The 23,560-nt window shown below is 64.3% G+C and carries 25 protein-coding genes; 13 read left to right on the top strand and 12 right to left on the bottom strand.

The features are described from left to right. The first annotated feature begins 27 nt into the window (after window positions 1-27). Genes AC1RRJ_RS11735 through AC1RRJ_RS11725 form a run of 3 tightly spaced genes read left to right on the top strand, consistent with a single transcriptional unit; the run spans window position 28 to window position 4,338 of the window. Window positions 28-1,566 (top strand): AbgT family transporter, encoded by a 1,539-nt coding sequence (locus tag AC1RRJ_RS11735; protein WP_493122807.1) that lies wholly within the window; start codon window positions 28-30, stop codon window positions 1,564-1,566. A 5-nt stretch (window positions 1,567-1,571) separates the two neighbouring features. Continuing rightward, window positions 1,572-3,410 (top strand): CocE/NonD family hydrolase, encoded by a 1,839-nt coding sequence (locus AC1RRJ_RS11730; RefSeq protein WP_493123050.1) that lies wholly within the window; start codon window positions 1,572-1,574, stop codon window positions 3,408-3,410. Between the two features lies 1 nt (window position 3,411). Then, window positions 3,412-4,338 carry a LysR family transcriptional regulator gene (locus tag AC1RRJ_RS11725; RefSeq protein ID WP_493122805.1) on the top strand — a complete coding sequence of 309 codons (927 nt, stop codon included), beginning with the start codon at window positions 3,412-3,414 and terminating at the stop codon, window positions 4,336-4,338. Window positions 4,339-4,356: 18 nt separating this feature from the next. On the opposite strand, the gene AC1RRJ_RS11720 is transcribed toward AC1RRJ_RS11725, so the two are convergent. Genes AC1RRJ_RS11720 through AC1RRJ_RS11675 form a run of 10 tightly spaced genes read right to left on the bottom strand, consistent with a single transcriptional unit; the run spans window position 4,357 to window position 15,012 of the window. Beyond that, window positions 4,357-6,006, bottom strand: coding sequence for an AMP-binding protein (locus tag AC1RRJ_RS11720; protein WP_493122803.1), 1,650 nt, complete (start codon window positions 6,004-6,006; stop codon window positions 4,357-4,359). Further along, a complete protein-coding gene (locus AC1RRJ_RS11715; RefSeq protein ID WP_493122801.1) occupies window positions 6,003-7,595 on the bottom strand; it encodes an AMP-binding protein in 1,593 nt (530 codons plus the stop codon). The genes AC1RRJ_RS11720 and AC1RRJ_RS11715 overlap by 4 nt, the downstream gene beginning before the upstream one ends. Continuing rightward, the gene (locus AC1RRJ_RS11710) at window positions 7,592-9,001 is read right to left on the bottom strand and encodes an aldehyde dehydrogenase family protein (protein ID WP_493122799.1); all 1,410 of its coding nucleotides are present in this window, start codon (window positions 8,999-9,001) and stop codon (window positions 7,592-7,594) included. Before AC1RRJ_RS11710 ends, AC1RRJ_RS11715 begins: the two co-directional genes overlap by 4 nt. 12 nt (window positions 9,002-9,013) lie before the next feature. Then, complete coding sequence (locus AC1RRJ_RS11705) at window positions 9,014-11,230, bottom strand: TonB-dependent receptor (RefSeq protein WP_493122797.1); 2,217 nt, start codon at window positions 11,228-11,230, stop codon at window positions 9,014-9,016. Window positions 11,231-11,242: 12 nt separating this feature from the next. Then, a complete protein-coding gene (locus AC1RRJ_RS11700) occupies window positions 11,243-11,713 on the bottom strand; it encodes a cytochrome C (RefSeq protein WP_493122795.1) in 471 nt (156 codons plus the stop codon). Continuing rightward, window positions 11,710-12,156 (bottom strand): c-type cytochrome, encoded by a 447-nt coding sequence (locus tag AC1RRJ_RS11695; RefSeq protein ID WP_493122794.1) that lies wholly within the window; start codon window positions 12,154-12,156, stop codon window positions 11,710-11,712. The genes AC1RRJ_RS11700 and AC1RRJ_RS11695 overlap by 4 nt, the downstream gene beginning before the upstream one ends. Then, complete coding sequence (locus tag AC1RRJ_RS11690) at window positions 12,153-12,716, bottom strand: methylamine dehydrogenase light chain (protein WP_493122792.1); 564 nt, start codon at window positions 12,714-12,716, stop codon at window positions 12,153-12,155. Before AC1RRJ_RS11690 ends, AC1RRJ_RS11695 begins: the two co-directional genes overlap by 4 nt. Before the next feature lie 30 nt (window positions 12,717-12,746). Then, the gene (locus AC1RRJ_RS11685) at window positions 12,747-13,337 is read right to left on the bottom strand and encodes a redoxin family protein (RefSeq protein WP_493122790.1); all 591 of its coding nucleotides are present in this window, start codon (window positions 13,335-13,337) and stop codon (window positions 12,747-12,749) included. Then, window positions 13,334-13,846 carry a MauE/DoxX family redox-associated membrane protein gene (locus AC1RRJ_RS11680; protein WP_493122788.1) on the bottom strand — a complete coding sequence of 171 codons (513 nt, stop codon included), beginning with the start codon at window positions 13,844-13,846 and terminating at the stop codon, window positions 13,334-13,336. The genes AC1RRJ_RS11685 and AC1RRJ_RS11680 overlap by 4 nt, the downstream gene beginning before the upstream one ends. Further along, the gene (locus AC1RRJ_RS11675) at window positions 13,846-15,012 is read right to left on the bottom strand and encodes an amine dehydrogenase large subunit (RefSeq protein ID WP_493122786.1); all 1,167 of its coding nucleotides are present in this window, start codon (window positions 15,010-15,012) and stop codon (window positions 13,846-13,848) included. Before AC1RRJ_RS11675 ends, AC1RRJ_RS11680 begins: the two co-directional genes overlap by 1 nt. Window positions 15,013-15,162: 150 nt before the next feature. On the opposite strand from AC1RRJ_RS11675, the gene AC1RRJ_RS11670 reads away from it, so the two are divergent. The 9 genes from AC1RRJ_RS11670 (at window position 15,163) to AC1RRJ_RS11630 (ending at window position 21,434) form a co-directional block, all read left to right on the top strand. Further along, a complete protein-coding gene (locus AC1RRJ_RS11670) occupies window positions 15,163-15,840 on the top strand; it encodes a TetR/AcrR family transcriptional regulator (RefSeq protein ID WP_493122784.1) in 678 nt (225 codons plus the stop codon). A 112-nt stretch (window positions 15,841-15,952) separates the two neighbouring features. Then, window positions 15,953-16,441 (top strand): hypothetical protein, encoded by a 489-nt coding sequence (locus AC1RRJ_RS11665; RefSeq protein ID WP_493122782.1) that lies wholly within the window; start codon window positions 15,953-15,955, stop codon window positions 16,439-16,441. Between the two features lie 108 nt (window positions 16,442-16,549). After that, complete coding sequence (locus AC1RRJ_RS11660) at window positions 16,550-17,548, top strand: acyl-CoA desaturase (RefSeq protein ID WP_493122780.1); 999 nt, start codon at window positions 16,550-16,552, stop codon at window positions 17,546-17,548. After that, a complete protein-coding gene (locus AC1RRJ_RS11655) occupies window positions 17,532-17,900 on the top strand; it encodes a hypothetical protein (RefSeq protein ID WP_493122777.1) in 369 nt (122 codons plus the stop codon). Before AC1RRJ_RS11660 ends, AC1RRJ_RS11655 begins: the two co-directional genes overlap by 17 nt. A gap of 234 nt (window positions 17,901-18,134) precedes the next feature. Then, window positions 18,135-18,383, top strand: a complete 249-nt coding sequence (locus AC1RRJ_RS11650; protein WP_493122775.1) for a hypothetical protein — start codon at window positions 18,135-18,137, stop codon at window positions 18,381-18,383. Between the two features lie 53 nt (window positions 18,384-18,436). Then, complete coding sequence (locus AC1RRJ_RS11645; protein ID WP_493122773.1) at window positions 18,437-19,702, top strand: L,D-transpeptidase scaffold domain-containing protein; 1,266 nt, start codon at window positions 18,437-18,439, stop codon at window positions 19,700-19,702. A gap of 46 nt (window positions 19,703-19,748) precedes the next feature. Next, entirely contained in the window at window positions 19,749-20,627 is an 879-nt protein-coding gene (locus tag AC1RRJ_RS11640) for a Rossmann-like and DUF2520 domain-containing protein (RefSeq protein ID WP_493122771.1), read from the top strand. Window positions 20,628-20,716: 89 nt separating this feature from the next. Beyond that, a complete protein-coding gene (locus AC1RRJ_RS11635; protein ID WP_493122769.1) occupies window positions 20,717-21,175 on the top strand; it encodes a MaoC/PaaZ C-terminal domain-containing protein in 459 nt (152 codons plus the stop codon). Between the two features lie 52 nt (window positions 21,176-21,227). Then, window positions 21,228-21,434: a hypothetical protein gene (locus tag AC1RRJ_RS11630; protein WP_493122767.1), complete on the top strand. Its 207-nt coding sequence runs from the start codon at window positions 21,228-21,230 to the stop codon at window positions 21,432-21,434. Window positions 21,435-21,470: 36 nt separating this feature from the next. Here the strand turns inward: AC1RRJ_RS11630 and AC1RRJ_RS11625 are convergent, their stop codons facing one another. Next, window positions 21,471-21,800 carry an SMR family transporter gene (locus AC1RRJ_RS11625; RefSeq protein ID WP_493122765.1) on the bottom strand — a complete coding sequence of 110 codons (330 nt, stop codon included), beginning with the start codon at window positions 21,798-21,800 and terminating at the stop codon, window positions 21,471-21,473. 140 nt (window positions 21,801-21,940) lie between these two features. Here AC1RRJ_RS11625 and galE point away from each other — a divergent pair, with 140 nt between their 5' ends. Next, on the top strand, window positions 21,941-22,960 hold the full coding sequence (gene galE, locus AC1RRJ_RS11620) for a UDP-glucose 4-epimerase GalE (RefSeq protein WP_493122763.1): 1,020 nt from the start codon (window positions 21,941-21,943) through the stop codon (window positions 22,958-22,960). Window positions 22,961-22,985: 25 nt separating this feature from the next. Here galE and AC1RRJ_RS11615 read toward each other — a convergent pair whose 3' ends face one another. Beyond that, a complete protein-coding gene (locus tag AC1RRJ_RS11615) occupies window positions 22,986-23,558 on the bottom strand; it encodes a TMEM165/GDT1 family protein (protein WP_493122762.1) in 573 nt (190 codons plus the stop codon). Between the last annotated feature and the right edge of the window lie 2 nt (window positions 23,559-23,560).

Here is a 23,560-nt window from a genome sequence, read left to right as displayed (position 1 = left end):
GGATCAGGATAGCGGGGCAGCTCGACGATGCCAGCGGACAGCAAAACACGTAAATGGCTCGACCGGGTGGAGCGCTTGGGCAATGCCCTGCCCGACCCGGTCTTCATCTTCCTCGGCCTGATCGCGCTGCTCGTTGCGGTGTCGGTCGCCGCCGCGTTTTTCGGATGGAGCGCGGTCAATCCGATGACCGGCGAGACGCTGGTCGCCAAGAGCCTGCTCTCGCAAGACAATGTCGGCAAGCTGCTGACAGCGATGCCCGACACCATGGCGCATTTCCCCCCGCTCGGGCTGATCCTTGTAGTCATGCTGGGCGCGGCGGTCGCCGAACGCTCGGGGCTGTTTTCGGCGCTGATGACGCGCGCGATGCGCAATGTGCCGAACCGCCTGCTCAGCCCCGCAATCTTCCTGATCGGCCTGCTCTCGCATCAGGCCGCCGACGCTGCCTATGTCGTGCTGATCCCGCTCGCGGCGATCGTCTTTGCTGCCGCCGGGCGCCATCCGCTCGCCGGGATCGCCATCGCTTATGCCGGGATTTCGGGCGCCTTTGCCGCCAATCTCCTTCCCGGCCAGTTCGATGTGCTGATGCTCGGCATCACCAAATCGGCGACCCATTTGCTCGTCCCCGATCATATGCTCAACCCGCTCGGCAATTGGTGGTTCACCGCGACGCTCGGCGTCCTGCTGATCCCCATCACCTGGTATGTGAACGACCGCATCGTCGAACCGCGCCTCGGTGCATGGACCAGCCCGCAATTCAAGGCCGATCCCGCGGAAACGACCGACGCGCGCGCGGAAACCAAAGGTTTGCGGCGTGCAGGCGTTGCCGCGCTGGTGATCGTCCTGCTGTTTGCCGCGCTCACCCTGTGGCCCGGCTATACGCCGCTCATCAACTCCGACGCGGTGGGCCCCGCGCGGCTCGAACCCTTTTACGCCTCGCTCGTCGCGGGCTTCATGCTGCTCTTCCTCGTCTGCGGCTGGGCCTATGGCGCCGCCGTCGGTTCGGTCAGGTCGCACCGCGATGTCGTCAAGATGATGACCGAGGGCCTCGCGACAATGACGCCCTTCCTCGTCATTTCCTTTTTCGCCGCGCATTTCATCGCGATGTTCGCCTGGTCGAACCTTGGCCCGGTGATGGCGATCAACGGCGCCGACTGGCTCCGCGCGCAGCAGCTCGCGACCCCGGTGATGCTGATCATGTTGTTGATGATGTCCTCGGTCTTCGACCTCGTCATCGGGTCGGCCTCGGCGAAATGGAGCGCGATGGCGCCGATCGTCGTGCCGATGCTGATGCTGCTCGGCGTGTCGCCCGAAATGACGACCGCCGCCTATCGCATGGGTGATTCCATCTTCAACATCGTGACCCCCGTCGCATCGAACTTCGTCCTCGTGCTCGTTCTCGCCCAACGCTGGCGTCAGGATTTCGGGGTCGGGTCGCTGATCGCGATGATGCTGCCCTTTTCGATCGCGATCGGCCTTACCGGGCTTTGCCTCGTCGGCCTGTGGACCAGCTTCGATATTCCTGTCGGGCCGGGTGCACCCGCGACCTATGCGGTGACGACGCGGTGACACAGATGATGCCGATCCGGCTGCTCGCCAATGTCATGGTGCCGATGCGCGACGGCGTACATCTGGCCACCGATATTTATCTTCGCGAAGGCGCGGCGGCCCTGCCCGTGCTGCTCGAACGCACCCCCTATGACAAGCAAGGCACGAACCACGCCGATTTTTCGATCGCGAACGACACGCCGCTGTCCAAGCCCGAAATCGCGCGCATCTTTGCCGCCGACGGCTATGCCTTCGTCCTGCAGGATTGCCGCGGCCGTTACGGGTCGGAAGGCGTGTTCCGCAAATATATGTCGGAGGCCGAGGACGGCGCCGACACGCTCGCGTGGATACGCGCGCAAGACTGGTGCAACGGCAAGATCGGGACGATGGGTCTTTCCTATGGCGCGCATGTTCAGGCGGCGCTCGCCAGCCTCGACCCGCCGGGGCTCGCGGCGATGTTTCTCGATTCCGGCGGTTTTTCTAGCGCCTATCACAGCGGTATCCGGCAGGGCGGCGCCTATGAGCTGAAACAGCTGACTTGGGCACTCAAACATGCCCGGCTCGCACGCGCGACAATGGCGGATCCCGCACGGCGCGAAGCGCTCGCGGCGGTCGATATTCGCGACTGGATCGGCGTCGAACGGTGGACGCCCGGCCATTCACCGGTGGCCGCTGCACCCGAATATGAAAGCTTCGTTCTCGAACAATGGAATGAAGAGAATTTCTCCGATTTCTGGAAGCAGCGCGGCCTCTATGCCCGCGGCTGGTATGACGAATTTGCCGACGTGCCGATGGTCCATATGTCGAGCTGGTACGACCCCTATGCGCTGACCGCGATCGAGAATTTCACCGGCCTTGCGGCGCGCAAGCGCGGCCCGGTCAAGCTGATCATGGGTCCGTGGACCCACGGCAAGCGCTCGCTGACCTTCTCGGGCGACGCCGATTTTGGCGCGGCGGCGACGCTCGATCATTTGTTCGGCGACTATATCGGACTGCGCCGCCGCTGGTTCGACCATCATCTGAAGCGGGACGCGACGACCCCCGACCCGTTGCCCGAGCCCGTCTATCTCTTCACCATGGGCGGCGGATCGGGGCGAAAGCTGGCAAACGGCCGTCTCGATCATGGCGGACGCTGGCGCACCGCGACCGCTTGGCCGCTTCCCGAGACGCAGGAAACCCCCTTCTATCTGCACGCCGACGGCGAACTGACCGGCAGGGCGGCGCCAACAGCAGCGCATCGCGGCTTCATCCACGACCCGCATGATCCCGTCCCGACGATCGGCGGCCCGATCGCATCGGGCGCCCCGGTGATGGACGCTGGCGGGTTCGACCAGCGTGAGAGCCCCGATTTCTTCGGCTCGAAGCCGCCTTATCGCCCACTGGCCGAACGTCCCGACGTGCTGGTCTTCGAAACCGCACCGCTGGAGGGCGATATCGAGCTCACCGGACAGGTCGTAGCCGACCTTTTCGTCAGCTCAGACGCGGTCGACACCGATTTCACGATCAAAATCGTTGATGTTTATCCGCCGAGCGCGGATTATCACGATGGCTATGCGCTCAACATCGCGCACGGCATTTTGCGGATGCGGTTCCGAAACTCGTTCGAGACCCCCGAGCCGATGGAAGCCGGAAAGGTCTATCAGGTGCAAATCGCGTCCTTCCCGATGAGCAACCGCTTCGCCGCGGGGCACCGGATTCGGGTCGAGATCGCGGGCAGCAACTTCCCGCACTTCGACATTAATCCGAACAGCGACTGGCGCTTGCCCAACGCACAGCCGCAGCCCGCCGAAAATCGGGTCCATTTCGGGCCGGGCCAAAGCTCGCGCCTCCTCCTGCCCGTCATCTCCGCGACGGAGACCGCCTGACATGCACAAGCCGCTGGCCCCGGTTGGCACCATCGCCGACAAGGAAGTCAGCTTTCGCGCCCTGCGCGTCTTTTCGGAGATCATGCGAACCGGGTCGGCGACCGCCGCGGGCAAGCAATTGTCGCTGTCGCAGCCCGCGGTCAGCCGCCTGATTGCGCAGCTCGAAACCAACGTCGGCTTCGATCTCTTCTACCGCGATAGGGGCAAGCTGGTGCCGACCGCCGACGGCATCAAGCTGTTGCAAGAGGTCGAACTGACGCTGGCGAGCCTCGAACGGTTCAACAGCATGGTCCGCGACATTGCGGGCTATTCGGCCGGGACGGTGCGCGTCGTCGCGCCGCCGAGCTTTGCCGAGGGCGTGCTGCCCGACATCATATCGCAGTTTCGCGAGCGTTTTCCCGGGGTCGAATTCAGCATCGATTCGCGCAGCGTCGAAACCGCGCGCTCGATGATCGCGATGCGCTATGTCGATTGCGGCTTCGTCAAACTCCCGGCCGACGAAAGCGATCTTGCCGTCGAGCAAGTGGTATCGAGCGGGTCGGTGTGCGTGCTGCATGAAGATCATCCGCTCGCGGCGCTCGAGACGATCACCCCCGCCGACATCGGCGACCATGCGCTAATCCTGCTCGGCGCCGGGCGCCATTGGCGCACGCAGGTCGATGCCGCCTTCGCCTCCTTTGGCCTGCGGCCCAGCGTCGCGATCGAAACCCATACCCATGGATCAGCCTGCGCGCTCGCGGCGCGGGGCAATGGGATGGCGATTTTGAACGCACTGCTCGTAAAGCCCTATCTCCACAAGCCGCTCGTCGCCCGCCCCTTCGCACCACCGATCCTGCATCAATATGCCTTTGCGGTGTCGAATGTATCGCGGCCATCGCGCCTGACGCTGGAATTCAAGGCCGAAGTGCTGCGCTATTTTGCCGGATAATGCCCGCGAACGGCTTCGCTAGCCGGCCAGTTCCTTCACCATCTGCTCGCGCATCGCGAATTTTTGAACCTTGCCAGTCACGGTCATCGGAAATTCGTCGACGAAGCGGATGTGGCGCGGAATCTTGTAATGGGCGATGCGGCCCTGACAATGCGCGCGCACATCGGCTTCGGTCAGCACCGCGCCGGGGCGGACGATGATCCAGACGCACAATTCCTCGCCATATTTCTCGTCGGGAATACCGACCCCCTGCACATCGGCGACGCCGGGATGGGTGAGCAAAAACTCCTCGACCTCGCGCGGATAGATATTCTCGCCCCCACGGATCACCAGATCCTTGATGCGCCCGACGATCTGGCCATATCCCGCCTCGTCGATGACCGCGAGGTCGCCGGTGTGCATCCAGCCTTCGGCGTCAATCGCATCAGCCGTGCGTTCGGCGTCGTCCCAATAGCCGAGCATCACCGAATAGCCGCGCGTGCACAGCTCGCCCGTCTCGCCGCGCGCGACGACGTCGCCTGCGAGGTCGATGAGCTTGACCTCCAGATGCGGCTGGACGCGCCCGACGGTCGAGACGCGCAGCGCGAGCGGATCGTCGGTGGCGCTCTGGAAACTCACCGGACTGGTTTCGGTCATGCCATAGGCGATCGTGACCTGATCCATATGCATCCGGTCGATCACTTCGCGCATCACCGCCATCGGGCACGGCGACCCCGCCATGATTCCCGTGCGCAGCGACGACAGGTCGAAGCGCGCAAAATCGGGATGGCCCAGCGCAGCGATGAACATCGTCGGGACGCCGTAAAGCGCGGTGCAGCGCTCGGCCTCGACCGCCTCCAGCACCGCGCCGGGGTCGAAGGCTTCGGACGGATAGACCATCGTCGCGCCGTGGACCGCGCAGGCGAGATTGCCCATCACCATCCCGAAACAATGATAGAGCGGCACCGGGATGCAGATGCGGTCGGTGGCGGAGAGCCCGATCCGCGCACCGACAAAGGCGCCATTGTTCAATATGTTGCGATGCGACAGCGTCGCGCCCTTGGGAAATCCGGTCGTGCCGCTGGTGAACTGAATATTGACCGGCATGCCGGGTTCGATCGCAATATCCGCAAGCGCACCGACATCGTCGCTCGCGAGGTCCGCGAACGGCAGGCAGCCGGCGTAGGCGCCGTCGCCCAGCACGACGACGAGCCGCAGATCTGGCAAGCGCGCGGCGTGCAGCGCGCCCGGCGCCGCGGTCTTCAGCTCAGGTGCGATCTCCCCCAGCATCGCGACATAATCGCTGCTCTTGTGCGAAGGCGCGAGGATCAGCGCCGCGCAGCCGACCTTGTTCAGCGCATAGCCGAGTTCGGGGACGCGATAGGCGGGGTTGATGTTGACGAGGATCAGCCCCGCCTTGGCGGTCGCGAACTGGACGATCACCCATTCGGCGCAGTTGGGCGCCCAGATGCCGACGCGGTCGCCGGGTTTCAGCCCGCGCTGCAACAGTCCCGCCGCGACGGCATCGACCCGCGCGCTAAGTTCGCGCCAGCTCCAGCGGATATTCTGATGGCGGACGACCAGCGCATCGCCGTCGGGATAGCGCGCGACGGTCTGGTCGAAGCGGTCGCCGATCGTCATCTCGATCAGCGGGGCGGTGTCGTCACCGCGAACATAGCTGTCGGTCATGCGTCGGCTTTCCTGAACTCGTCGTCGCGCAATTCCTTGCGCCTGATCTTGCCGCTGACCGTCTTGGGCAGACTGTCGACGAATTCGATGCGGCGGGGATATTTATACGGCGCGGTGGTCGCCTTCACATGATCCTGAAGCGCCTTGGCGAGCTCGTCGGATGGGCTGTGTCCGGCCGCGAGGACGATGAACGCCTTCACCACTTCGCCGCGCGTCGGATCGGGGCTGGCGACGACCGCGCTCTCGGCGACGGCTTCATGTTCGAACAACACGCTTTCGACCTCGAACGGTCCGATGCGATAGCCCGACGACAGGATGACATCGTCGGCGCGGCCGACGAACCAGAAAAAGCCCTCGGCATCGACGGTGGCGCGGTCGCCGGTCAGATACCAGCCGTCGCGAAAGACACTAGCGGTGCGATCGGGGTCGCCGCGATAGCCGAGGAACAGGCCGGGCGGCAGCCCTTCGCCGACGCGCAGTGCGATATCGCCTTCCTGATCGGGCGGCAGGATTTCGCCCGTATCGCCGATCACGGCAAGGTCGATACCGGGCGCGGGGCGCCCCATCGCGCCTTGCCGCGCCGCGCCCGCACGGTTGCAGCACAGCAGCACGGTTTCGGTCTGGCCATAACCGTCGTGGATATCGAGCCCGGTCGCGCGCTTCCACAGGTCGATCACCTCGGGGTTCAGCGGCTCGCCCGCGCTGACGCAGTGGCGCAGATGCGGGAACGCCCGGCCTTCGAGATCGGCGCGCACGAACATGCGATAGGCGGTCGGCGGCGCGCACAAGGTCGTCACCGGATGGCGTTCGAGCAGGTCCATCGCGGCAACCGGATCGAAGCCCGGCGCATGGCTGACGAAGATCGCGGCGCCCATCAGCCACGGCGCGAACAGGCTGCTCCATGCCGCCTTCGCCCAGCCGGTGTCGGACATGTTCCAGTGCAGATCGTCAGGACCAAGGTCGAGCCAGAAGCGCCCGGTAATCTCATGCGCCAGCGGATAGCGCGCGCCATGGATCGTCATCTTGGGCTGGCCGGTCGTGCCGCTGGTGAAATAGCAAAGCGCCGGGTCGTCGAACGCAGTGTCAGCGATCTCGGCCAGCGGCTCGACCGCCGCCTTGACCGCGCCATAGTCGATCCATCCGGGTCGGGCACCGCCGATATGGATCAGCGGAATTGCTGCATCGACCGGCGTTTCGTCGACGCGCGGCGCGACATCGACGCCGGCGACGATGCATCGCGCCTCGGCCGCCCCGCAGCGATAGGCGATGTCCTTCGGCGTCAGCTGTACCGTGCCGGGTGAGGCGATGGCGCCGAGCCGCAAGCAGGCGAGCATCAGCTCCCACCATTCGATCTCGCGCGAAATCAGGATCAGCACGGTGTCGCCGCGCCCGACCCCCGCCGCCTTCAGCACCGCCGCGGCGCGCGCCGAATGGTCCGCCAATTCGGCAAAACTGCGATCGACCACCGCGCCCGATCCGTCGGTCCACAGCATCGCGCGCGCATCGGGCCGCTCGGCGGCGAGCCGCCCGATCGTGTCGCGTGCAAAATTATAATGGGCCGGCGGATCCCAGACGAACGTCTCGCTCATCCGCCACGCGCCATGTTGATCACCGACAATTGCGTATATTCCGCCAAGCCTTCCTCCGCCTGTTCGACGCCGAGGCCCGAGGATTTGACCCCGGCCATCGGTATATGCGGGCCGATCGCGACATGCTGGTTGACCCAGACCGAGCCGCTTTCGATCCGTTCTGCGACCGCCAGCGCCCGGTCGGTATCGCTCGACCAGACCGATGCCCCCAACCCGTAAGGCGAAGCATTGGCGCGCGCGACGACATCGTCAATGTCCGAATAGCGGATCACCGGCAGGATCGGGCCGAATTGTTCCTCGTCGACAATATGGTCGCCATCGGTGACGTCACGGACGATCGTCGGGCGCATGAAATAGCCCGCGCGGTCGATCAGTTCGCCGCCCGCGATGATCGTCCCCTCGGTCCGCGCACGTTCGAGGAAATCCTGCAGCTTTTCAAATTGCGCCCGGTTCTGGATCGGCCCGATCTGCGCGCCCTGCGCCAGCCCGTCGTCGACCACCGCCGCCTCGGCCAATCGCGCGAGTTCATCGCACATCGCGTCATAGATGCTGTCGTGGACATAGGCGCGCTTGATCGCGAGGCAGACCTGCCCGCAGTTGAGGAAGGCGGCGTTGAAAATGCCCTGCGCGGTGGCGCGGACATCGACGTCGTCGAGGACGATCCCCGGGTCGTTTCCGCCGAGTTCCAGCGTCAGCCGCTTCAACCCGTCGGCGGCGCTCGCCATGATCTTCTTGCCCGTCGCGGTCGATCCGGTGAAGCCGATTTTGGCGATGCGCAGATCGGCGGTCAGATAGCCGCCCAGATCATTGGCATCGACGATGATATTGACCACGCCCGCCGGGAAGATTGTCTGGCACAGCTCGCCCAGCATCAGCGCGGTGACCGGCGTCGTCGGCGCGGGCTTGAGCACGATCGTGTTGCCCGCGAGCACCGCCGGCCCGATCTTCCAGCAGGCGACGAGCAGCGGGAAATTCCACGCGATGATCCCCGCGACGACGCCCAGCGGCTTGCGCCGTATCTGGATCAGCCCGTTTTCATCGTCCTGGATCGTTCGCTCGGCGATTTCGAGCGTCGCATAATGGCGCAAATAGCCCTCGGCCCACGCGATTTCGCCCTGCGCTTCGGCGAGCGGCTTCCCCTGCTCCTGCGTCAGCGCGCGGGCGAGCGCGTCGCTGTTGGCGACAATCGCATCGGCCAGCGCGCTGATCTTCGCCCGCCGCTCGGCCATCGGGGTTGCCGCCCATGACGGAAAGGCGGCGGCGGCGGCGGTGATCGCCTCGTCGGCCTGCCGCTCGGAGGCGCGGGCGACGGTGGCGAACACCTCTTCGGTCGCGGGGTTGATGACGTCCATTTGGCTGTCGCCATCGACGAGCTGGCCGCCGATCAGCATCTTGTAGTCAGGCATGTCGCTCTCCGGTCAAAATTTCACGCCGACGGTGACGCCGTAGGTCCGCGGCGTTCCGACATGATTATAGTCGAAGCCGAAACCGGCGAGCAGGTCGACGCGCGAGGTGAAGTAGAATTTGTTGGTCAGATTCTTGCCCCACACCGACGCCGTCCAGCGCCCGTCGCCCGATTCCCAATCGATATGCCCCGACAGAAGGACATATTTATCCTGCCGCAACCGGGGGATGTTGAGCACTTCGAAATATTGGTTCGACGAATAATTAATGTCGCCGTGCAGGCTGATCTCACCGCTGTCATTGTCCATCACCGTCGCGTCGAAACCGCCGGTGAAAGTCAGCTTGGGCGCGTTGGACAGACGGTTGCCGCTGACATCAACCCCGCTGACCATGCCGCGCTTGATCTTGGTATCGAGGATGCCGACCCCGGCGCGCAGCGTCAGCATGTCGGTGGCGCGCGCGGTCAGTTCGGCCTCGCCGCCCAATATCCGCGAGCTTGGGATATTGAGCAATGTCTGGGCAGCACTCGCCGGATCGACGTTGATGAACTGCTGGTTGCTATAGCTGTAATGGAACCCCGCCATGTTCAGCGTGATGCGGCGGTCGGCGAACTGGCTCTTCACGCCGAGTTCGAAGGCGTCGATCTTTTCGGCCTTGGCCACCGACAGTTCGGACGGATCGAAAAAGGCCTGCGCATTGAAGCTCGGCGCGCGATAGCCACGGCTGTAATTGCCATAGACCATCACATCGGGGTTGATCTTGTAATCGGCGCCGATCTTCCCCGACAGATTTTCGGTGGTGTAGTGGAGCGACGAGAGCGGGATCAGGTTCATCACCAACACCTCGTTCGGGCCATAGGCATTGGCCTCGAAGTTGCTCTGCGTCCCCTTGTCGCGCGTGTAGCGCAGCCCGCCGCGCAGCGTCAGCGCGTCGGTCAGCTCAAAGCTCATGTCGGTATAGAGCGCATAGCTTTTCTTGACCTGATCGAAGCTGTTGCGGAACAGGCAGCCCAAGGGAAAGCCGATCGCGCAATCGGCGTCGGTGACACCGGGTAGCCCGTCGGAATCGACGTCCTTGCCGATTTCGAACGTCGTCTGGTTATAGACTTTCTCGCGGTTGAAATAGGCGCCGAGAATGAAGTTGAACGGCCCACCGAAATCGCTGGTCAGGCGCAGATCCTGCGCAAATTGCGATGCGCGGTCGAGGTATGGGATTTCGAGCGTTTCGCTCGCGGTGCCGTCGGTATCCTCGTAAAAGCTCAACCGCCCCTTGTCCCACGAGGTGACGCTGGTGATCGCAAGGCTGTCGCTGACATCGACGGTACCGGTCAGCGCCACCGACCAGGTGCGTGCACGGCGGCGTTCGGTGACATTCGCTTCAATCTCGCGGCGGCCAAGCCCCGGACGGTTGATCGCCTCGGGCTGCGCATAAATGCCATAGTTGCGCGGGTTCTGGTAACTGGTCGAGGCGCGGAGGACAAAGCGTACGCTGTCGGACGGTTCGAACAACAGCGATCCGCGAATGCCATATTCGCGCACGCCCGCCAGATCGGGTTCGCCGGGCAGCTGGTTCTTGAACCAGCCGTCGGCACGCGCGAAGGTGAAGGCGACGCGCGCGGCGAGCGTCTCGCCCAGCGGCACGCTGACCGCGCCATTGGCTTCGTAGCGGCCGTAATTTCCATAACCGAGGTTCAGATAGCCTTCGGTGTCGCCGAGCACCGGCGTCCGGCTGATCAGATTGACCGCGCCGCCGGTGGTGTTCTTGCCATAGAGCGTTCCCTGCGGCCCGCGCAGCACCTCGACGCGTTCGAGGTCGTACATGGCGACGCCGAGGAAAGCGAAGTTACCCTTGTAAACTTCGTCATAATAGGTCGCGACCGGGCTCGCCTGATTGAGGCTGTAATCGGACATCGACACGCCGCGCAGCGCAAAGATCGGGGTGTTGTCGCCGACGGTCGAGGTGAGCTGCAGATTGACGATCTTGCCCGCCAGTTCGTCGGCCTGCGTCACCCGCTGGCGTTCGAGCGCATCGCCGCCGAGCGCGCTGACCGCGATCGGCACGTCCTGCAACCGTTCGGCCCGCTTCTGCGCGGTCACGACGATATCGGTGCCGTCGGTGATCGCGGCGACATCGGCGGCGGGCGTCTCCTGCGCCAGCGCCGGAACCGACACCCCGGCAAGCAGCAGCAGCGCCATGGAGCGCGCCACGCGGCGCTCAGTCATTTTGGTCATTGGTATCCTCCCCTATTTTTTGATTGTTTCTTGGGTTCCGGCGAAGCTCGCGAGCAGTTTTGCCCGCACCGCCGCCGCTTCGGTCCGCAGTGGTTTCTTGCGCAATCGCCCGATTTCGGCGGGCGTGTAGGGCGTGAAGTCAGCAGGCACATGTGCGCGGTCGAAACGCAGGAGCGACCAGTTGAGCACCTCCGCCAGCGCGGCATCGGACAGGGCCGCGGTGGCAACGCCCGGCACCTGCCCCAGATATTCGCGCCCGCCCGGCACGTGCAAAAACTGCCCGACCACTCCTGCCATCGTCGGCGTCGTCTGCGGCGTCCCCGTCGCATCGGCGCGGTGGCAGCCTTGGCATTGCAAAATCCAGTTCTGCCGCGCGCGCAGCGGATCGGCGACGCCCGGCATCGCCTCCACCCCGCCGAAAGCCGGCGCCGTCACCGCCGTGCCGGTCGCCACGATCAGCGCCGAGACGGCCAGCCACTTCATTTCGCGGCGCCGCCCGGCCGCAGGCGGGCGACCGCGGCGCCGTTGAGCGCCGATCCGCCGGCGCGATATCCCGCAACCTCGCGCGGGGTGAAGGCCCGCGCCGACGAACCCTTCACCACATGGTTGAGCACCGCCGCGACCTGCGCATCGTTGAGCCCCGCCTGCGCGGGCATCGTTCCGCGATAGGCTTTGCCCCCGACGGTCAGCGGTCCCGATACGCCGCGGATCACCACCAGCGCCAGATAGCGGCGCCCGGCGGGGGTTGCGGCGAGCGCCTTCGCATCGACCTTCAGCGACGGAAAGGCACCCGGCACGCCCGCGCCATCGGCCAGATGACAGGCGGCGCAGCGTTTGTAGATCGTCGCCCCGTCGTCGGCGCGCGCGACCTGCGCGCCCGCGACCAGCCCGGCCAGCGCCAGCAATATGGCAGCGCGCCGCATCATTTCTGCTCCAGCGCGACGCCGAGGATCACCGCGGTCGAGCAATTGTAGATCGCGCTCGACGTCCCAAGGCACCAGTTGATGTCATTATTGGCCTGCGGACGGACCATCGGCCGGTCGCGCTCGTTGCGGTTGCACAGGCAGCGCCCGCACGAGGATTTGCCGCAGCAGTCGTTATAGCTGATGATATAGGCGCGATTGTCGGCGGGGTTCTGGCAGGTGCCGATCCAGGTGATCGGCGACATTTCGGTCCCCGGCGGGCAACTGCTCGCGGTGCCGCCGCAGCAGCTGCACAAAAAGCCGTCGATTGCGCAGTAACGCCAGTAATCGCACTGGGTCTGGTCGCCCGGGTCCTGCGGATTGCCGGTGGTTTGCGGTGCGATATGACCGCCGCTCCCGCCGCCATGCCCTCCCCCATGGGTCTGCGCTCTCGCGACCGGCAGGACGGGTAGCGTCGCCGCCCCGGTGATCGCACCGCCGATCAGCGTCAGCAGGCTGCGCCGCGATGTGGCGCGCGCGACCTGGCGCGTGACGGTTTCGGAAAATTTGTCCAGACGCGACATATTTGTCCCCTTCTTGTCGGGCCCCGCGGCTCAGCCGCGTGCGAGATATTCCTGAATGGAGGCGACGCGGCGTTCCTTGGCCTCGAACAGGCTTTCCAGATGCTCGCGATTGTTGACGAGGCCGAGCGAGGCGATGCGCCCCTCTTCGTCGATCAGCACCGCATAGGGCAGCTTCGACACGCCCAGCTTGCGGCCCAGATCTTCGGACAGGACATAGTCGAAACCCGCCAGCCCCTCGGCCATCACCAGCCGGCGATGCGCGGCGGCGTCACCATCGCTGGCCAGCACCACGTCGAGCCAGCCGCGCTCCGCCCCGCGCGCCGAACGGACGACGGGCAGCAAGGTTTTGCAGACCGGGCAATCAGGCGAGAGGAAGAAGATCAGCTGCCCGCGCCGCTGGCGCTTGCCGCCGATGACGACCTGTGTCCCCTCGAGCGTGTCGAGCGTCATTTCGGGGGCGGTGTCGCCGACATTGACCTTTTGGTGCAGCGTCAGCGCGCCCGCCGGGGCGATACGTTCATGAAGCACCCCGACCTGCCGGGCGAGCGCCGCGACGAGGACGGCGAGCACCGCGACCGCAATCCACAGCAAAATTTGCGAAGCGAAAACAAAGCCGGTCATCGTGCGGCACTCCTGATGGGAAGATGGGCAATCTCACCCGCTGCGAAGAGCAGCGCGAGAAAAGCGAGGGCGGCGAAGATCGACTGACTGTCGATTGCGCCGCCCCCGGCGGGAGAGAGAAGAAGCGCGAGCGCGGCGGCGGACAGCGCGAAGGCACGCCCGACGACGAAGCGCCCGATGCCCTTGCGCCGCGCGCCAAAGTCGCAGCCGCAGTCCATCGCGGCATCGCCGCGGCGGCGCGCCGCGAACAGCGCCACGCCATATCCGGCCCACAGCAGCGCCGCGAGCAAGGCTCCGGCGGGGCGCGATGCCGGAAAGAGCAGCGCGAGCGCGGCGGCAGCCTCGATCGTCGCGGCGGCCATCGTCATCGGCATCGCGACCGCGGCGTCGATCCGCAGCAGGCCCGCGGTGGCCTGCGCCAACCGGCCGCGCTCGGCGAGTTTGTGCGCCGCGGCGACGCCCAACACGGCGGCAAGGAAGAGGGTCAGGGCGGAGGTGATGATCGCCATCAGCGCGACGCCGTCATCGTCATCGGGTCATGCGCGACATCGACGATCGTGCGAACAAAAGCGCCGCTGGCCGCGTCATAGACGTCCAGCGATCCGTCGGGGCGCGAGGCGACGAGTAGCGGCGCGGCCTGCTGGGTCGCCTCGATCGACACGCTGTGGTTCTTGAGCGCGATGCGGCGGACGACCGTCCGGGTCGCCGGGTCGATCACCCAGGCTTCGGTGCCGCCATCCTTGTGCGACCCTTCGCCGCCCTTGGGGTTCATCAGCACATAGAGCCGTCCGGCGCGGTCGGAGGAGATGACCTGCCACCCGCCCGGCCGCCATTCGGGTTCGCCGCCGGGTTGAGCCGGGATCTGGAAAGCGCCGAGATCGCGCGCCACGGTCCCCGAGAAATCGATCCCGCGGATACCGCCCTTGAAACTGGCGAACCAGGCGGTCTTCCCGACCATCGCGGGGGTCATGAACAGCGGATCGTCGTCGATATTGTTGAACGCCGCGCTCGTCACCGCCTCGCCCGCCTTGCCCGCGGCATCGAGAGTGATGCTGGTCATCGTGCCGTCGGCGCAGAGCGAGGTGAAGCCGCGCGGGCCGGTCGGATAGACCAGCGAACAGCCCGGCAGTTCGATATCGGACAGGATTTTGCGGCCGTCGAGATCGACCACCGTCACCGACGATCCGGGAGTGAAGTTGAACACCAGCGCCCATTTTTCGTCGTTGGTCAGTTGCAGGCTGTTGCGCAGCGTGACGAACAGGCCGCGCTTGGCGCCGGGAAGGATGATCTCGCCCTTCGGCGCCAGCGTCTTGGTGTCCCAGATGGTGATGACATCGGTGCGCTCGCCGCGGGTCAGCCGCGACAGGAACGTTTCGCCGACATAGATTTCGCCGCGCGTCGTCGACGGCAGGATATTGCCGAACTGAGCGACGGGGATCTGCCCGCGCACATGATGATTTTCGGCGGCGACATCCACGACCGCAGCGCGCCCGTCGGGCAGGCTGTTGAAATGCAGATCGTGCACGAGGACCCAGCTGTCGGGATAGTCGGCGGGCAATTCGGCGACCGACGGAACCGGCTCTTCGGCCAGTGGCTGCGGATAGTCCGCTGCTGCCGACATGCTGGCCGATGCCATCAAAATGGCAAAGGCCGCCCCACGTGCGATGCGCTGCATCCTCACTCTCCCTGATCTGTTGTCGATGGCTCTAATGGCCGATTCGGGATAATATTGTTCACTTGTCCAAATTTAGTCAATCGTAAAAATTAGGTCACTTGTCCAAGGAGCGAGAGGCGGTTAACTAGGCCCCCGAAAGGCCACAGAAACTTGACGAATTTCATTGTTCCCGATTTGAAAATCACCCCGCGCACCGGGGGCTATGCCCGCGGCCAAGACGGCTTTGAGCATATTTTGCGCTCGGCGCTGGCGCTGCTGGTGAACCATGGATCGGCCGCGCTGACGCTGCGCCGCATCGCCACCGAGTCGGGGATGAACGTCGGCAACCTCAACTATTATTTCCGGTCGAAGGAAGAGCTGATCCGCGAACTGCTCAACGCGGTGATCAGCAGTTATGAGGAGTCTTTCGACGAGATCGTCCATGAGGCCGGCGCGACCGCCGAAGCGCGGCTTGAAAATCTGGTGATGCTGATCCTCGAGGACATCACGACCAAGAAGACGACGCGTTTCTTCCCCGAGCTATGGGCGATGGCGAACCACGATCCCTTTGTGTACGACCGGATGAACGAGCTTTACGATCGCGCGCGCGTGTCGCTCAACGAGCTGATCGGCGAGATCAACCCGGCACTTCCCGAGGATGAGCGCAAGATATTGGCGCTGTTCATTTCGGCCTCGATGGAGGGAATGACGATGTTCGCCGGTTATGAGAAACCCTGGCGCGCGCAAATGCCGATGCTGGAAATCATCGCACGGCGCAGCTTTATCCAGTTGGTGAGCACGTTGCGCCCCGGCGAGATCAAGGGCGACCTCTCGCCACGCGGATCCTGAATTCAGGCGCGAAAGCGTTCGCCATTTACTGAATGACAGTTCCCGGTATAGTTTAAGACGGCCTTAGCCTTGGCACGTTATGCGGTTCCAAAGCTTGTCACAGGGACCCGAAATGAAACTCGTCTGGAAAATCGCCACCACAAGCTTCGCCATTACCTCTTCGGTTCCAGCTCTGGCCGCCTCAGCCGCCGATCCGGAGATCGCGCTGACCCGATATTGCGAACCCCTCATATCGGGAGCGTCCGCCGCTCAGGCAAGTCAGATCGCCCGGGACGATGGCTTCAAGGAGGAACAGGTCGGAAGTTTCCCTGCACTTGTGCAGGGGGATGTCATCGTGATGCTGTCCGATGCTCCCCGGGTTTGTGCGGTGCAAGCGTCGCCGTCGATGACATTCGCCGAAGGGGTCGCGCTGGTCGATCGCTGGGCATCGCGCCATCCCGATGCGTCCAAGAGCCCGGCCGAAAAAGGTCCGGACGGTGCGCGCATCAAGGCATGGAGTTCAGCGAAGGCGAAGCAATATCTTCTCGTGACGGAACAGACCCACCCGCGCGGGCACAAGCTGTTGAACTTCATCCTCGCCCCGCTGCCATTGGGTCAATAGCGCGATGCCGGGACGCAGCGCCACTCCCCGCAGGCTGGGGTATCTGATCGGCAACGACAGGCGCGCGGCAGGCCTCTTTGACGGAGCCGGTGGCGGGAGGGGACATCCATGAGCGAAGCGGGCGGCGCGGCGGCAGGCGCATTCAAGGTCAATTCGCTGACCGGGCTCGACCGGGCCGACGCCGTGGAAGGCCGCATCCTGTGGGACGCACCGCGATCCCTCTGGAATATGGCGATGCTGGCCGCCGCGTTGCCCCTCGGCCCGTTGACCTTCAGTTGGAGTGCGCTTGCGGTGTTTCTGGTCACCTCGGCCGTAACGCTCTGCGCCGGTCACTCGGTCGGCTTTCACCGGCGATTGATCCACCGCAGTTTCGATTGCCCCAAATGGCTCGAATATATTCTGGTCTGGCTGGGAACCGCCGTCGGAATGGGCGGTCCAATCTGGACGATCCGCCTGCATGACAGCCGCGACTGGGCACAGCGCCAGCCCGACTGCCACTGGTTCCTGCGCCACGCAAAGCCGCTGGTGATCGACGGTTTCTATTATCTCAACTTCCGGCTTCAGCTCGCCCGGCCGCCCGGCTTTGATCCCGGCCCCGGAATCGGCGACGATCGTTTCTATCGCTTCCTCGATCGCTACTGGATGGTGCAGCAGCTTCCAGTCATACTCGCCCTTTATCTGCTCGGCGGCTGGTCGTGGGTTGTCTGGGGGGGCCCGGTCCGCGTTGCCGCCTGTACGACCATGCACTGGTTCATCTCCTATTTCGCGCACACCCGCGGGCCGCAGGACTGGGCGGTCGATGGCGCGGTCATTCAGGCCTATAATGTGCCGATCATGGCCATTCCGACGATGGGGGAAAGCTGGCACAGCAACCACCACGCCTTCCCAAGCTCGGCCCGCCATGGCCTCTACCCCGGTCAGATCGACCTCGGTTATCAGTTCATCCGGCTGCTCGCCCTGTTTGGACTTGCGTCGAACATCAAGCTCCCCGCGAATTTGCCCGCACGTCCGGGAATAACCCCGCTGACCGCACGGGCGCTGAGCGCGGCATCCGGTCAACAGGCAGAGATGCTGGCCGTCCCGGTGCGCGATGACGGGCGGCGCTGATCCGCTGGAAGCTTTGCGCACGGCGCATCGGCTCGAACGACCGGACGCATCACACTGGGTTTTTCATATCGGACCGCTGCGATTCAGGCTTCGCAACTTCGCATGGCGGCAAGCCGCGATCGATGCGCATGATCGCCACCATCTCATGACGGGCTATCCGCTCACGCTCGCGGGAGAGATACAACTCGCGGCCTGGGAATGGGGCGCGGGTCGCTATCCCGACTGGCGCGCGACGTTCTTCTGCGCACCGCTCATTGTCGGCGGAATCATCGCTTTGCCGCGCCGCACATGGCGCGCCTATGTCGCAGGAACACGATCCAAAAGCCTCTATCCCCGTAAAAAACCGGTCTAGAAGTCCCATGACCGAAAACGGTTCCGTATCGGCACCCGCCATGGTGTTTTTGCGAGAAACCTACCTGCTTTCCAGCCCTGATCCGCGCGCCGCCTGACCTGAAGACCATTGTTCAAAAACCCCTCCTGGTTGCGGCGTAGATGACGCGCAACCAATGCCTGCCATGGCGGGTTTCAGTGATTGGGGCACAAGCGCAGAGATGCGGATTTCATGCGCTCTTCGAAGGAATAGCAGATGCGTTTCCAATCCATCCTGTTCACCGCCGGGGCCGCACTGGCGCTTTCGGCCTGTTCGAACAAAGAGGAAGTCGCTGCCGCGCCACCGCCTCCGCCGGGAGCTGTCCCGGGCAGCACCGCCGCCGATCGCGACGGTGACGGCATCGTCGACGGCTATTACACCGCCGACGGCATTTACCATCCCAACGCGCCGATGGCACCGCCTCCGCCGCCTCCCGCGCCAACCCGGCTGGGGGAACGGGGCTGACCGCCATGTTCGGGGGAATGCGGCGGCGCTGCATTCCCCTTTTTCTGGTGTTGGTGGCAACCGGGACGACCATGGCTCCTCCGGCGATGGCGACCGACGCCCGTCCGGCACAGGCTGCTGGCGCGGTCACGACAGCGATGCGCGAGGAGGCCGACGGCGCGGTCAAACGCTTCTACGCCGAACGCGACTTCAAGCCGCTGTGGTTTCGCTCGGGCAAAATCGGGCAGTCGGCGAATATACTGATCGGCTATCTGGAATCTGCTGACCTCGACGGGCTGAAACCATCCACCTATCGGGTCGGCCAACTGCGCACGTTGATCGCAAACGCCAAATCCGGCGATCCCCAAGCGATCGCACGCGCAGAAATCGAACTTTCCAACGTCTTTGCCCGCTATGTCCGTGACGTGCGCCGCCCCGAAAAAGTCGGGATGATCTATGCCGACCGCAGCCTCAAGCCCAGGCGGCCCGACGTCGAAACGGTGCTGCGCGCAGCGGCCTTTCCGAAATCCTTTGACGCCTATCTGACGAGCATGGGCTGGATGAGCGAACATTATGTACGCCTCCGCCGCCTCGTCGGCCAGACCGGGAAACAGGGCGCATCGAAAGCCGCGCTGGCGCGCCTGAACCTGAACCTCGACCGCGCGCGCGTTCTGCCCGGTCCCTGGGTCTCTCATATCGTCGTCGACGCCTCGTCGGGACAGCTTTGGTATTATGGATCGGGAAAGCGCGTCGGGACGATGCGCGTCGTCGTCGGCGCCCCAGCAACGCAAACGCCGATGCTGGCGGGCAATCTGCAATGGGCCATTTTGAACCCCTATTGGAATGTGCCGACCTATCTCGCCAAGGGCAGCATCGCGCCCAAAGTGCTGGGCGGCCGCAGCCTCGCGTCGCTGCGCATGGAAGCGCTGTCCGATTGGGGACCAAACCCGCGCACGCTCGCCGCGTCCGAAATCGACTGGCAGGCGGTGGCGGCAGGCGATCAGGAGCTGCGGCTGCGCGAACTGCCCGGCGGCGCCAATTCGATGGGCCGGGTGAAATTTCTGTTCCCCAATGACGAGGGTATTTATCTTCACGACACGCCCGACCGCGCGCTGCTGAGCAAACCCGACCGGCATTTCAGCAACGGCTGCATACGCCTCGAGGATGCCGCCAGGCTGGGGCAATGGTTGCTGCAAAAGCCAGTGCGCGCGTCATCCGATGCCCCCGAACAGGCGGTCGCGCTGCCCCATCAGGTGCCGGTCTATCTAACCTATATCACCGCCGCCACGACCGCGCGCGGCGTCAGCTTTCGCGAGGATGTGTACGGCCGCGACGGATGAACCGGGAGCGCTGGCAGAGCCGCACCGATCGCGCTAGAGGCGCGGCATGACCGATAGCCCGACCTATCGCCAGATCGGCGTCATTGGCGCCGGCCGGGTGGCCCGCGCCCTCGCCCTCGCGCTTGCGCCCCATTCGGCGGAGTCTCCGCTGCTCTGGGCGCGGTCCGCCGACAGCGCGCGCGCGGCGGTCGATCAAATAGGCCGGGTTGTCGTCCCCGATCGGATCGAGATGCTGGTCCAGAGCTGTGATCTCATCGCCATTACGGTATCCGACGACGCAGTCGCCCCCATCGTCGCAAAGATCGCACCGCTTGTATCGAACGCCACGCCCCCCTTCATCTTCCACGTCAGCGGTCGCAGCGGCGCGGCGATCCTTGGCCCGCTGCGCGACGCAGGGGTCGCAACGGCGGCGATCCATCCCGTCATGACCTTCACCGGCGATCCGCAAAATGAAATTGCACGCATGGCTGGCGCACGCTTTGCGATCACCGGATCGAGCGCCGAGGCGACCGCGCAGGCCGGACAGGTCGTGCGCCTGTTGGGTGGCGTCGGGGTCGAAATCCGCGAAGAGCATCGACCGCTTTATCATGCCGCGCTGTGCCACGCCGCGAACCACCTCGTCACGCTGGTCAGCGGAGCTTCCCACGCCCTGACACGCACGGGCGTCGACGATCCCCACGCATTGCTGGCGCCGCTGGTCCGCGCGGCGCTCGAAAATAGTCTCGAACATGGCTTTGGCGCGCTGTCGGGACCGTTGCTCCGCGGCGACGGCGAAACAATCGGCGGCCATCTGGTGGCGCTCGAACGCGACTGTCCCGAGCTATTGCCCGCCTATCGCGCGATGGCGCGCGCGACGCTCGATGAGCTGGAACGCAGCGGCGCCCCGCCCTCCTCGCTTCGGGCTATGCTGAACGCGAAGAATTGAGCCCAAAGCAATGTCATCATGCGCCAAACGGCGCGCGCCATCTTCGCTGAAGCGAAGGCGAGATTCAAAACCAACGACAGGAAGTAAATATGCAAAATCGCTCGCTCTATCTGGAAGATCTTCATGTCGGTGACGTCTGGACCGGCGGGCCGATCTTGGTGAGCGAAGAGGCGATCATCAAGTTCGCCGCGGAATTTGACCCGCAGCCCATGCATGTCGATCCCGTCTCGTCCGCCGAAGGCCGCTTCGGCGGGATCATCGCGAGCGGCTGGCATATCGCCTCACTGGTGATGCGCGATTTCGTGGATAAGCAACCATTCGGTGCCACCCCGCTGCTCGGGCTGCGGGTCGACGCGCTGCAATGGCTGACCGCCGTGCGCCCCGGCGACACGCTGAACATCCACCGCGAAATCATCGCGGTGACCCGGTCGCGATCAAAGCCCGATCGCGGGACGATCGAAATGAAAATGACCATCACCAACCAGCGCGGCGAGGTCGCGATGAGCTTTCTCAACCTGATCCAGATGCCGGCCGCTGCGCCGGCATAATCTGTCGCCTTCGGGGTGGACGAATCGGCGCCTCCATCGCTACCGACACGCGATGAGTATCATTGCCACGATCATGAACACGACCACCGGTCAGCCCATCCAGAAATTGAGCTTTCAGCGCATGCCGAAGCCCTGGGTGACCTTCCATCTCGAGAGCGGTGAACAGGTTTCCGCCGAGCGCATCGACATCGGCAAACCCGCGCCGGGCAAATTTTCTACGCCGGTCTATATCTGGGTGACGCCCAAGTCGAACGGCTGATGCAGGGCAGCGGCCTCGCGAACGAGACCGCGCCGATCAATGCACCATAGCCTTTGAAAACAGGTTCATCACCGCGACACCCGCAACGATGAGCCCGATACCGGCGATCGCCGGCGCGTCGAGCTTTTGGCCCTGGAACAGCCAGGCGACCGCGACGATCAACACGACCCCGACCCCCGACCAGATCGCATAAGCGATCCCGGTCGGGATGGTCCGGAGCGTCAGCGACAGGAAATAAAAGGCGATGCCATAGCCGACGACGGTCACGACCGACGGCCACAGCCTGGTGAAGCCTTCGGACCATTTGAGGCACGAGGTCGCGACAACCTCTGCGACGATCGCCAACGCGAGATAGGCATAGTTCATCTGCGGAACCTGCCACCGCTTTGACCATGCCGCAACATCCGCCGCTCCGGGGCCTCTCCGATGCCTGATTTTGCAAGATTTTTGCGCTGCGCGCGCTGAGTGATATAGCCGCACCGATACACCTCTAACGGGCGGAAAAGATGAAAATCCTACTGACGGGCGGAACCGGATATATCGGCAGCCACACGGCGGTCGCGCTGGCCGCGCTGGGCCATGACCTCATCTGTTTCGACAATCTGTCGAACAGCTCGGCCGACGTGATCGAACGGGTGGAAAACATCAGCGGGGCCTCTTTCCCGCTAGTCGTTGGCGACATTCGCGACGGTGACGGGCTTCGGCAGGTCATGACCGATCATCGCGTCGAAGCCGTCGTCCATTTCGCCGGATTGAAAGCCGTCGGTGAATCGGTCGCCGATCCCGTCCGCTACTATGACAATAATGTCGGCGGGACGTTGACACTGGTTGGAGCGATGGCCGATTGCGGGGTCAAGATGCTGGTCTTCTCGTCAAGCGCGACCGTCTATGGTCAGCCGCAATATCTTCCGCTCGACGAAAACCACCCGACCTCGGCGACGAATCCCTATGGCCGGACCAAGCTGATGGTCGAAGAGATGCTGACCGACATGGCCGCCGCCGATCCGTCATGGCGCATCGGAATCCTGCGCTATTTCAACCCTGTCGGGGCTCATGACAGCGGAATGATCGGCGAGGATCCGAACGACATTCCCAATAATCTGATGCCCTATATCAGCCGCGTCGCGGGCGGGCGTCTCCCCGAACTGTCGGTGTTCGGCGCTGATTATGACACGCCGGACGGCACCGGGGTTCGCGACTATGTCCACATCCTCGACCTCGCGGCGGGCCATGCCGCCGCGCTCGATGGCCTGGCAAAACTCGACCGGCCGCTGTCGATCTGGAACCTCGGCACAGGTCAGGGCTATTCGGTCCTCGACATGGTAACCGCGTTCGAGCGGGTGAATCAGGTGAAGGTGCCCTATCGGCTTGCGCCGCGCCGCGCCGGTGACGTGGCGAGCTGCTTTGCCAGCCCGGACAAAGCCAGGGCCGAACTGGAGTGGGAGGCCAGCCGCGGGCTCGACGCCATGTGCGCATCAAGCTGGAACTTCGAACGGGCGCGCGCCATGCGCAACACCAAGGCGTAGCGCGCACCCCGTCCTAAAGCCTCGCTTAGCCGAACCAGCCGGCGGTCTGCGCCAATACCCACAGACCAATCACAAGGAACAGAGTCGCCGCGACCATCCGGACCTTGGCGAGATCGACGCGCTTCAGCAGCTCATGACCCAGGAAGATCGCCGGAACATTGGCGATCATCATGCCCAGCGTCGTCCCGGTCGTGACCGCGATGACGTTATGATATTGGGCGCCAAGTGCAATCGTCGCGATCTGCGTCTTGTCGCCCATCTCGACGAGGAAGAAGGCCACCAGTGTCGTCAGAAAAGCGCCGAATCGCGGCTTGGGCGCATCATCATCGTCGAACTTGTCGGGGATCAGCGTCCACGCCGCCATCGCGATGAACGAGGCGCCGATCGCATAGCGGAAGATCGGGCTGTCGAGGAAAGCCGCCGCCTGCGCGCCGAGCAGCGCGGCGAGCGCATGGTTGGCAAGCGTCGCGAACAAAATGCCGAGGATGATCGGCACCGGCTTGTTGAACCGCGTCGCGAGCAGGATCGCGAGCAATTGCGTCTTGTCACCGATTTCGGCAAGGGCGACGACCGCGGTCGAGGTGAAGATGGCTTCCATGA

The organism is Sphingopyxis sp. GW821-FHT12C06, assembly GCF_058807415.1.
This window is presented reverse-complemented; position numbering and strand designations above follow the sequence as displayed.

Bases quoted from the DNA above. Each gene is read 5' to 3' on its own strand.
- AC1RRJ_RS11630 (WP_493122767.1), top strand. From the start codon at position 21,228: ATGAGTATCATTGCCACGATCATGAACACGACCACCGGTCAGCCCATC.
- AC1RRJ_RS11635 (WP_493122769.1), top strand. From the start codon at position 20,717: ATGCAAAATCGCTCGCTCTATCTGGAAGATCTTCATGTCGGTGACGTC.
- AC1RRJ_RS11680 (WP_493122788.1), bottom strand. From the start codon at position 13,846: ATGGCGATCATCACCTCCGCCCTGACCCTCTTCCTTGCCGCCGTGTTG.
- AC1RRJ_RS11615 (WP_493122762.1), bottom strand. From the start codon at position 23,558: ATGGAAGCCATCTTCACCTCGACCGCGGTCGTCGCCCTTGCCGAAATC.
- AC1RRJ_RS11655 (WP_493122777.1), top strand. From the start codon at position 17,532: ATGACGGGCGGCGCTGATCCGCTGGAAGCTTTGCGCACGGCGCATCGG.
- AC1RRJ_RS11665 (WP_493122782.1), top strand. From the start codon at position 15,953: ATGAAACTCGTCTGGAAAATCGCCACCACAAGCTTCGCCATTACCTCT.
- AC1RRJ_RS11695 (WP_493122794.1), bottom strand. From the start codon at position 12,156: ATGATGCGGCGCGCTGCCATATTGCTGGCGCTGGCCGGGCTGGTCGCG.
- AC1RRJ_RS11675 (WP_493122786.1), bottom strand. From the start codon at position 15,012: ATGCAGCGCATCGCACGTGGGGCGGCCTTTGCCATTTTGATGGCATCG.
- AC1RRJ_RS11625 (WP_493122765.1), bottom strand. From the start codon at position 21,800: ATGAACTATGCCTATCTCGCGTTGGCGATCGTCGCAGAGGTTGTCGCG.
- AC1RRJ_RS11660 (WP_493122780.1), top strand. From the start codon at position 16,550: ATGAGCGAAGCGGGCGGCGCGGCGGCAGGCGCATTCAAGGTCAATTCG.
- AC1RRJ_RS11715 (WP_493122801.1), bottom strand. From the start codon at position 7,595: ATGAGCGAGACGTTCGTCTGGGATCCGCCGGCCCATTATAATTTTGCA.
- AC1RRJ_RS11730 (WP_493123050.1), top strand. From the start codon at position 1,572: ATGATGCCGATCCGGCTGCTCGCCAATGTCATGGTGCCGATGCGCGAC.
- galE (WP_493122763.1), top strand. From the start codon at position 21,941: ATGAAAATCCTACTGACGGGCGGAACCGGATATATCGGCAGCCACACG.
- AC1RRJ_RS11705 (WP_493122797.1), bottom strand. From the start codon at position 11,230: ATGACCAAAATGACTGAGCGCCGCGTGGCGCGCTCCATGGCGCTGCTG.
- AC1RRJ_RS11725 (WP_493122805.1), top strand. From the start codon at position 3,412: ATGCACAAGCCGCTGGCCCCGGTTGGCACCATCGCCGACAAGGAAGTC.
- AC1RRJ_RS11710 (WP_493122799.1), bottom strand. From the start codon at position 9,001: ATGCCTGACTACAAGATGCTGATCGGCGGCCAGCTCGTCGATGGCGAC.
- AC1RRJ_RS11735 (WP_493122807.1), top strand. From the start codon at position 28: ATGCCAGCGGACAGCAAAACACGTAAATGGCTCGACCGGGTGGAGCGC.
- AC1RRJ_RS11640 (WP_493122771.1), top strand. From the start codon at position 19,749: ATGACCGATAGCCCGACCTATCGCCAGATCGGCGTCATTGGCGCCGGC.
- AC1RRJ_RS11685 (WP_493122790.1), bottom strand. From the start codon at position 13,337: ATGACCGGCTTTGTTTTCGCTTCGCAAATTTTGCTGTGGATTGCGGTC.
- AC1RRJ_RS11720 (WP_493122803.1), bottom strand. From the start codon at position 6,006: ATGACCGACAGCTATGTTCGCGGTGACGACACCGCCCCGCTGATCGAG.
- AC1RRJ_RS11700 (WP_493122795.1), bottom strand. From the start codon at position 11,713: ATGAAGTGGCTGGCCGTCTCGGCGCTGATCGTGGCGACCGGCACGGCG.
- AC1RRJ_RS11690 (WP_493122792.1), bottom strand. From the start codon at position 12,716: ATGTCGCGTCTGGACAAATTTTCCGAAACCGTCACGCGCCAGGTCGCG.
- AC1RRJ_RS11650 (WP_493122775.1), top strand. From the start codon at position 18,135: ATGCGTTTCCAATCCATCCTGTTCACCGCCGGGGCCGCACTGGCGCTT.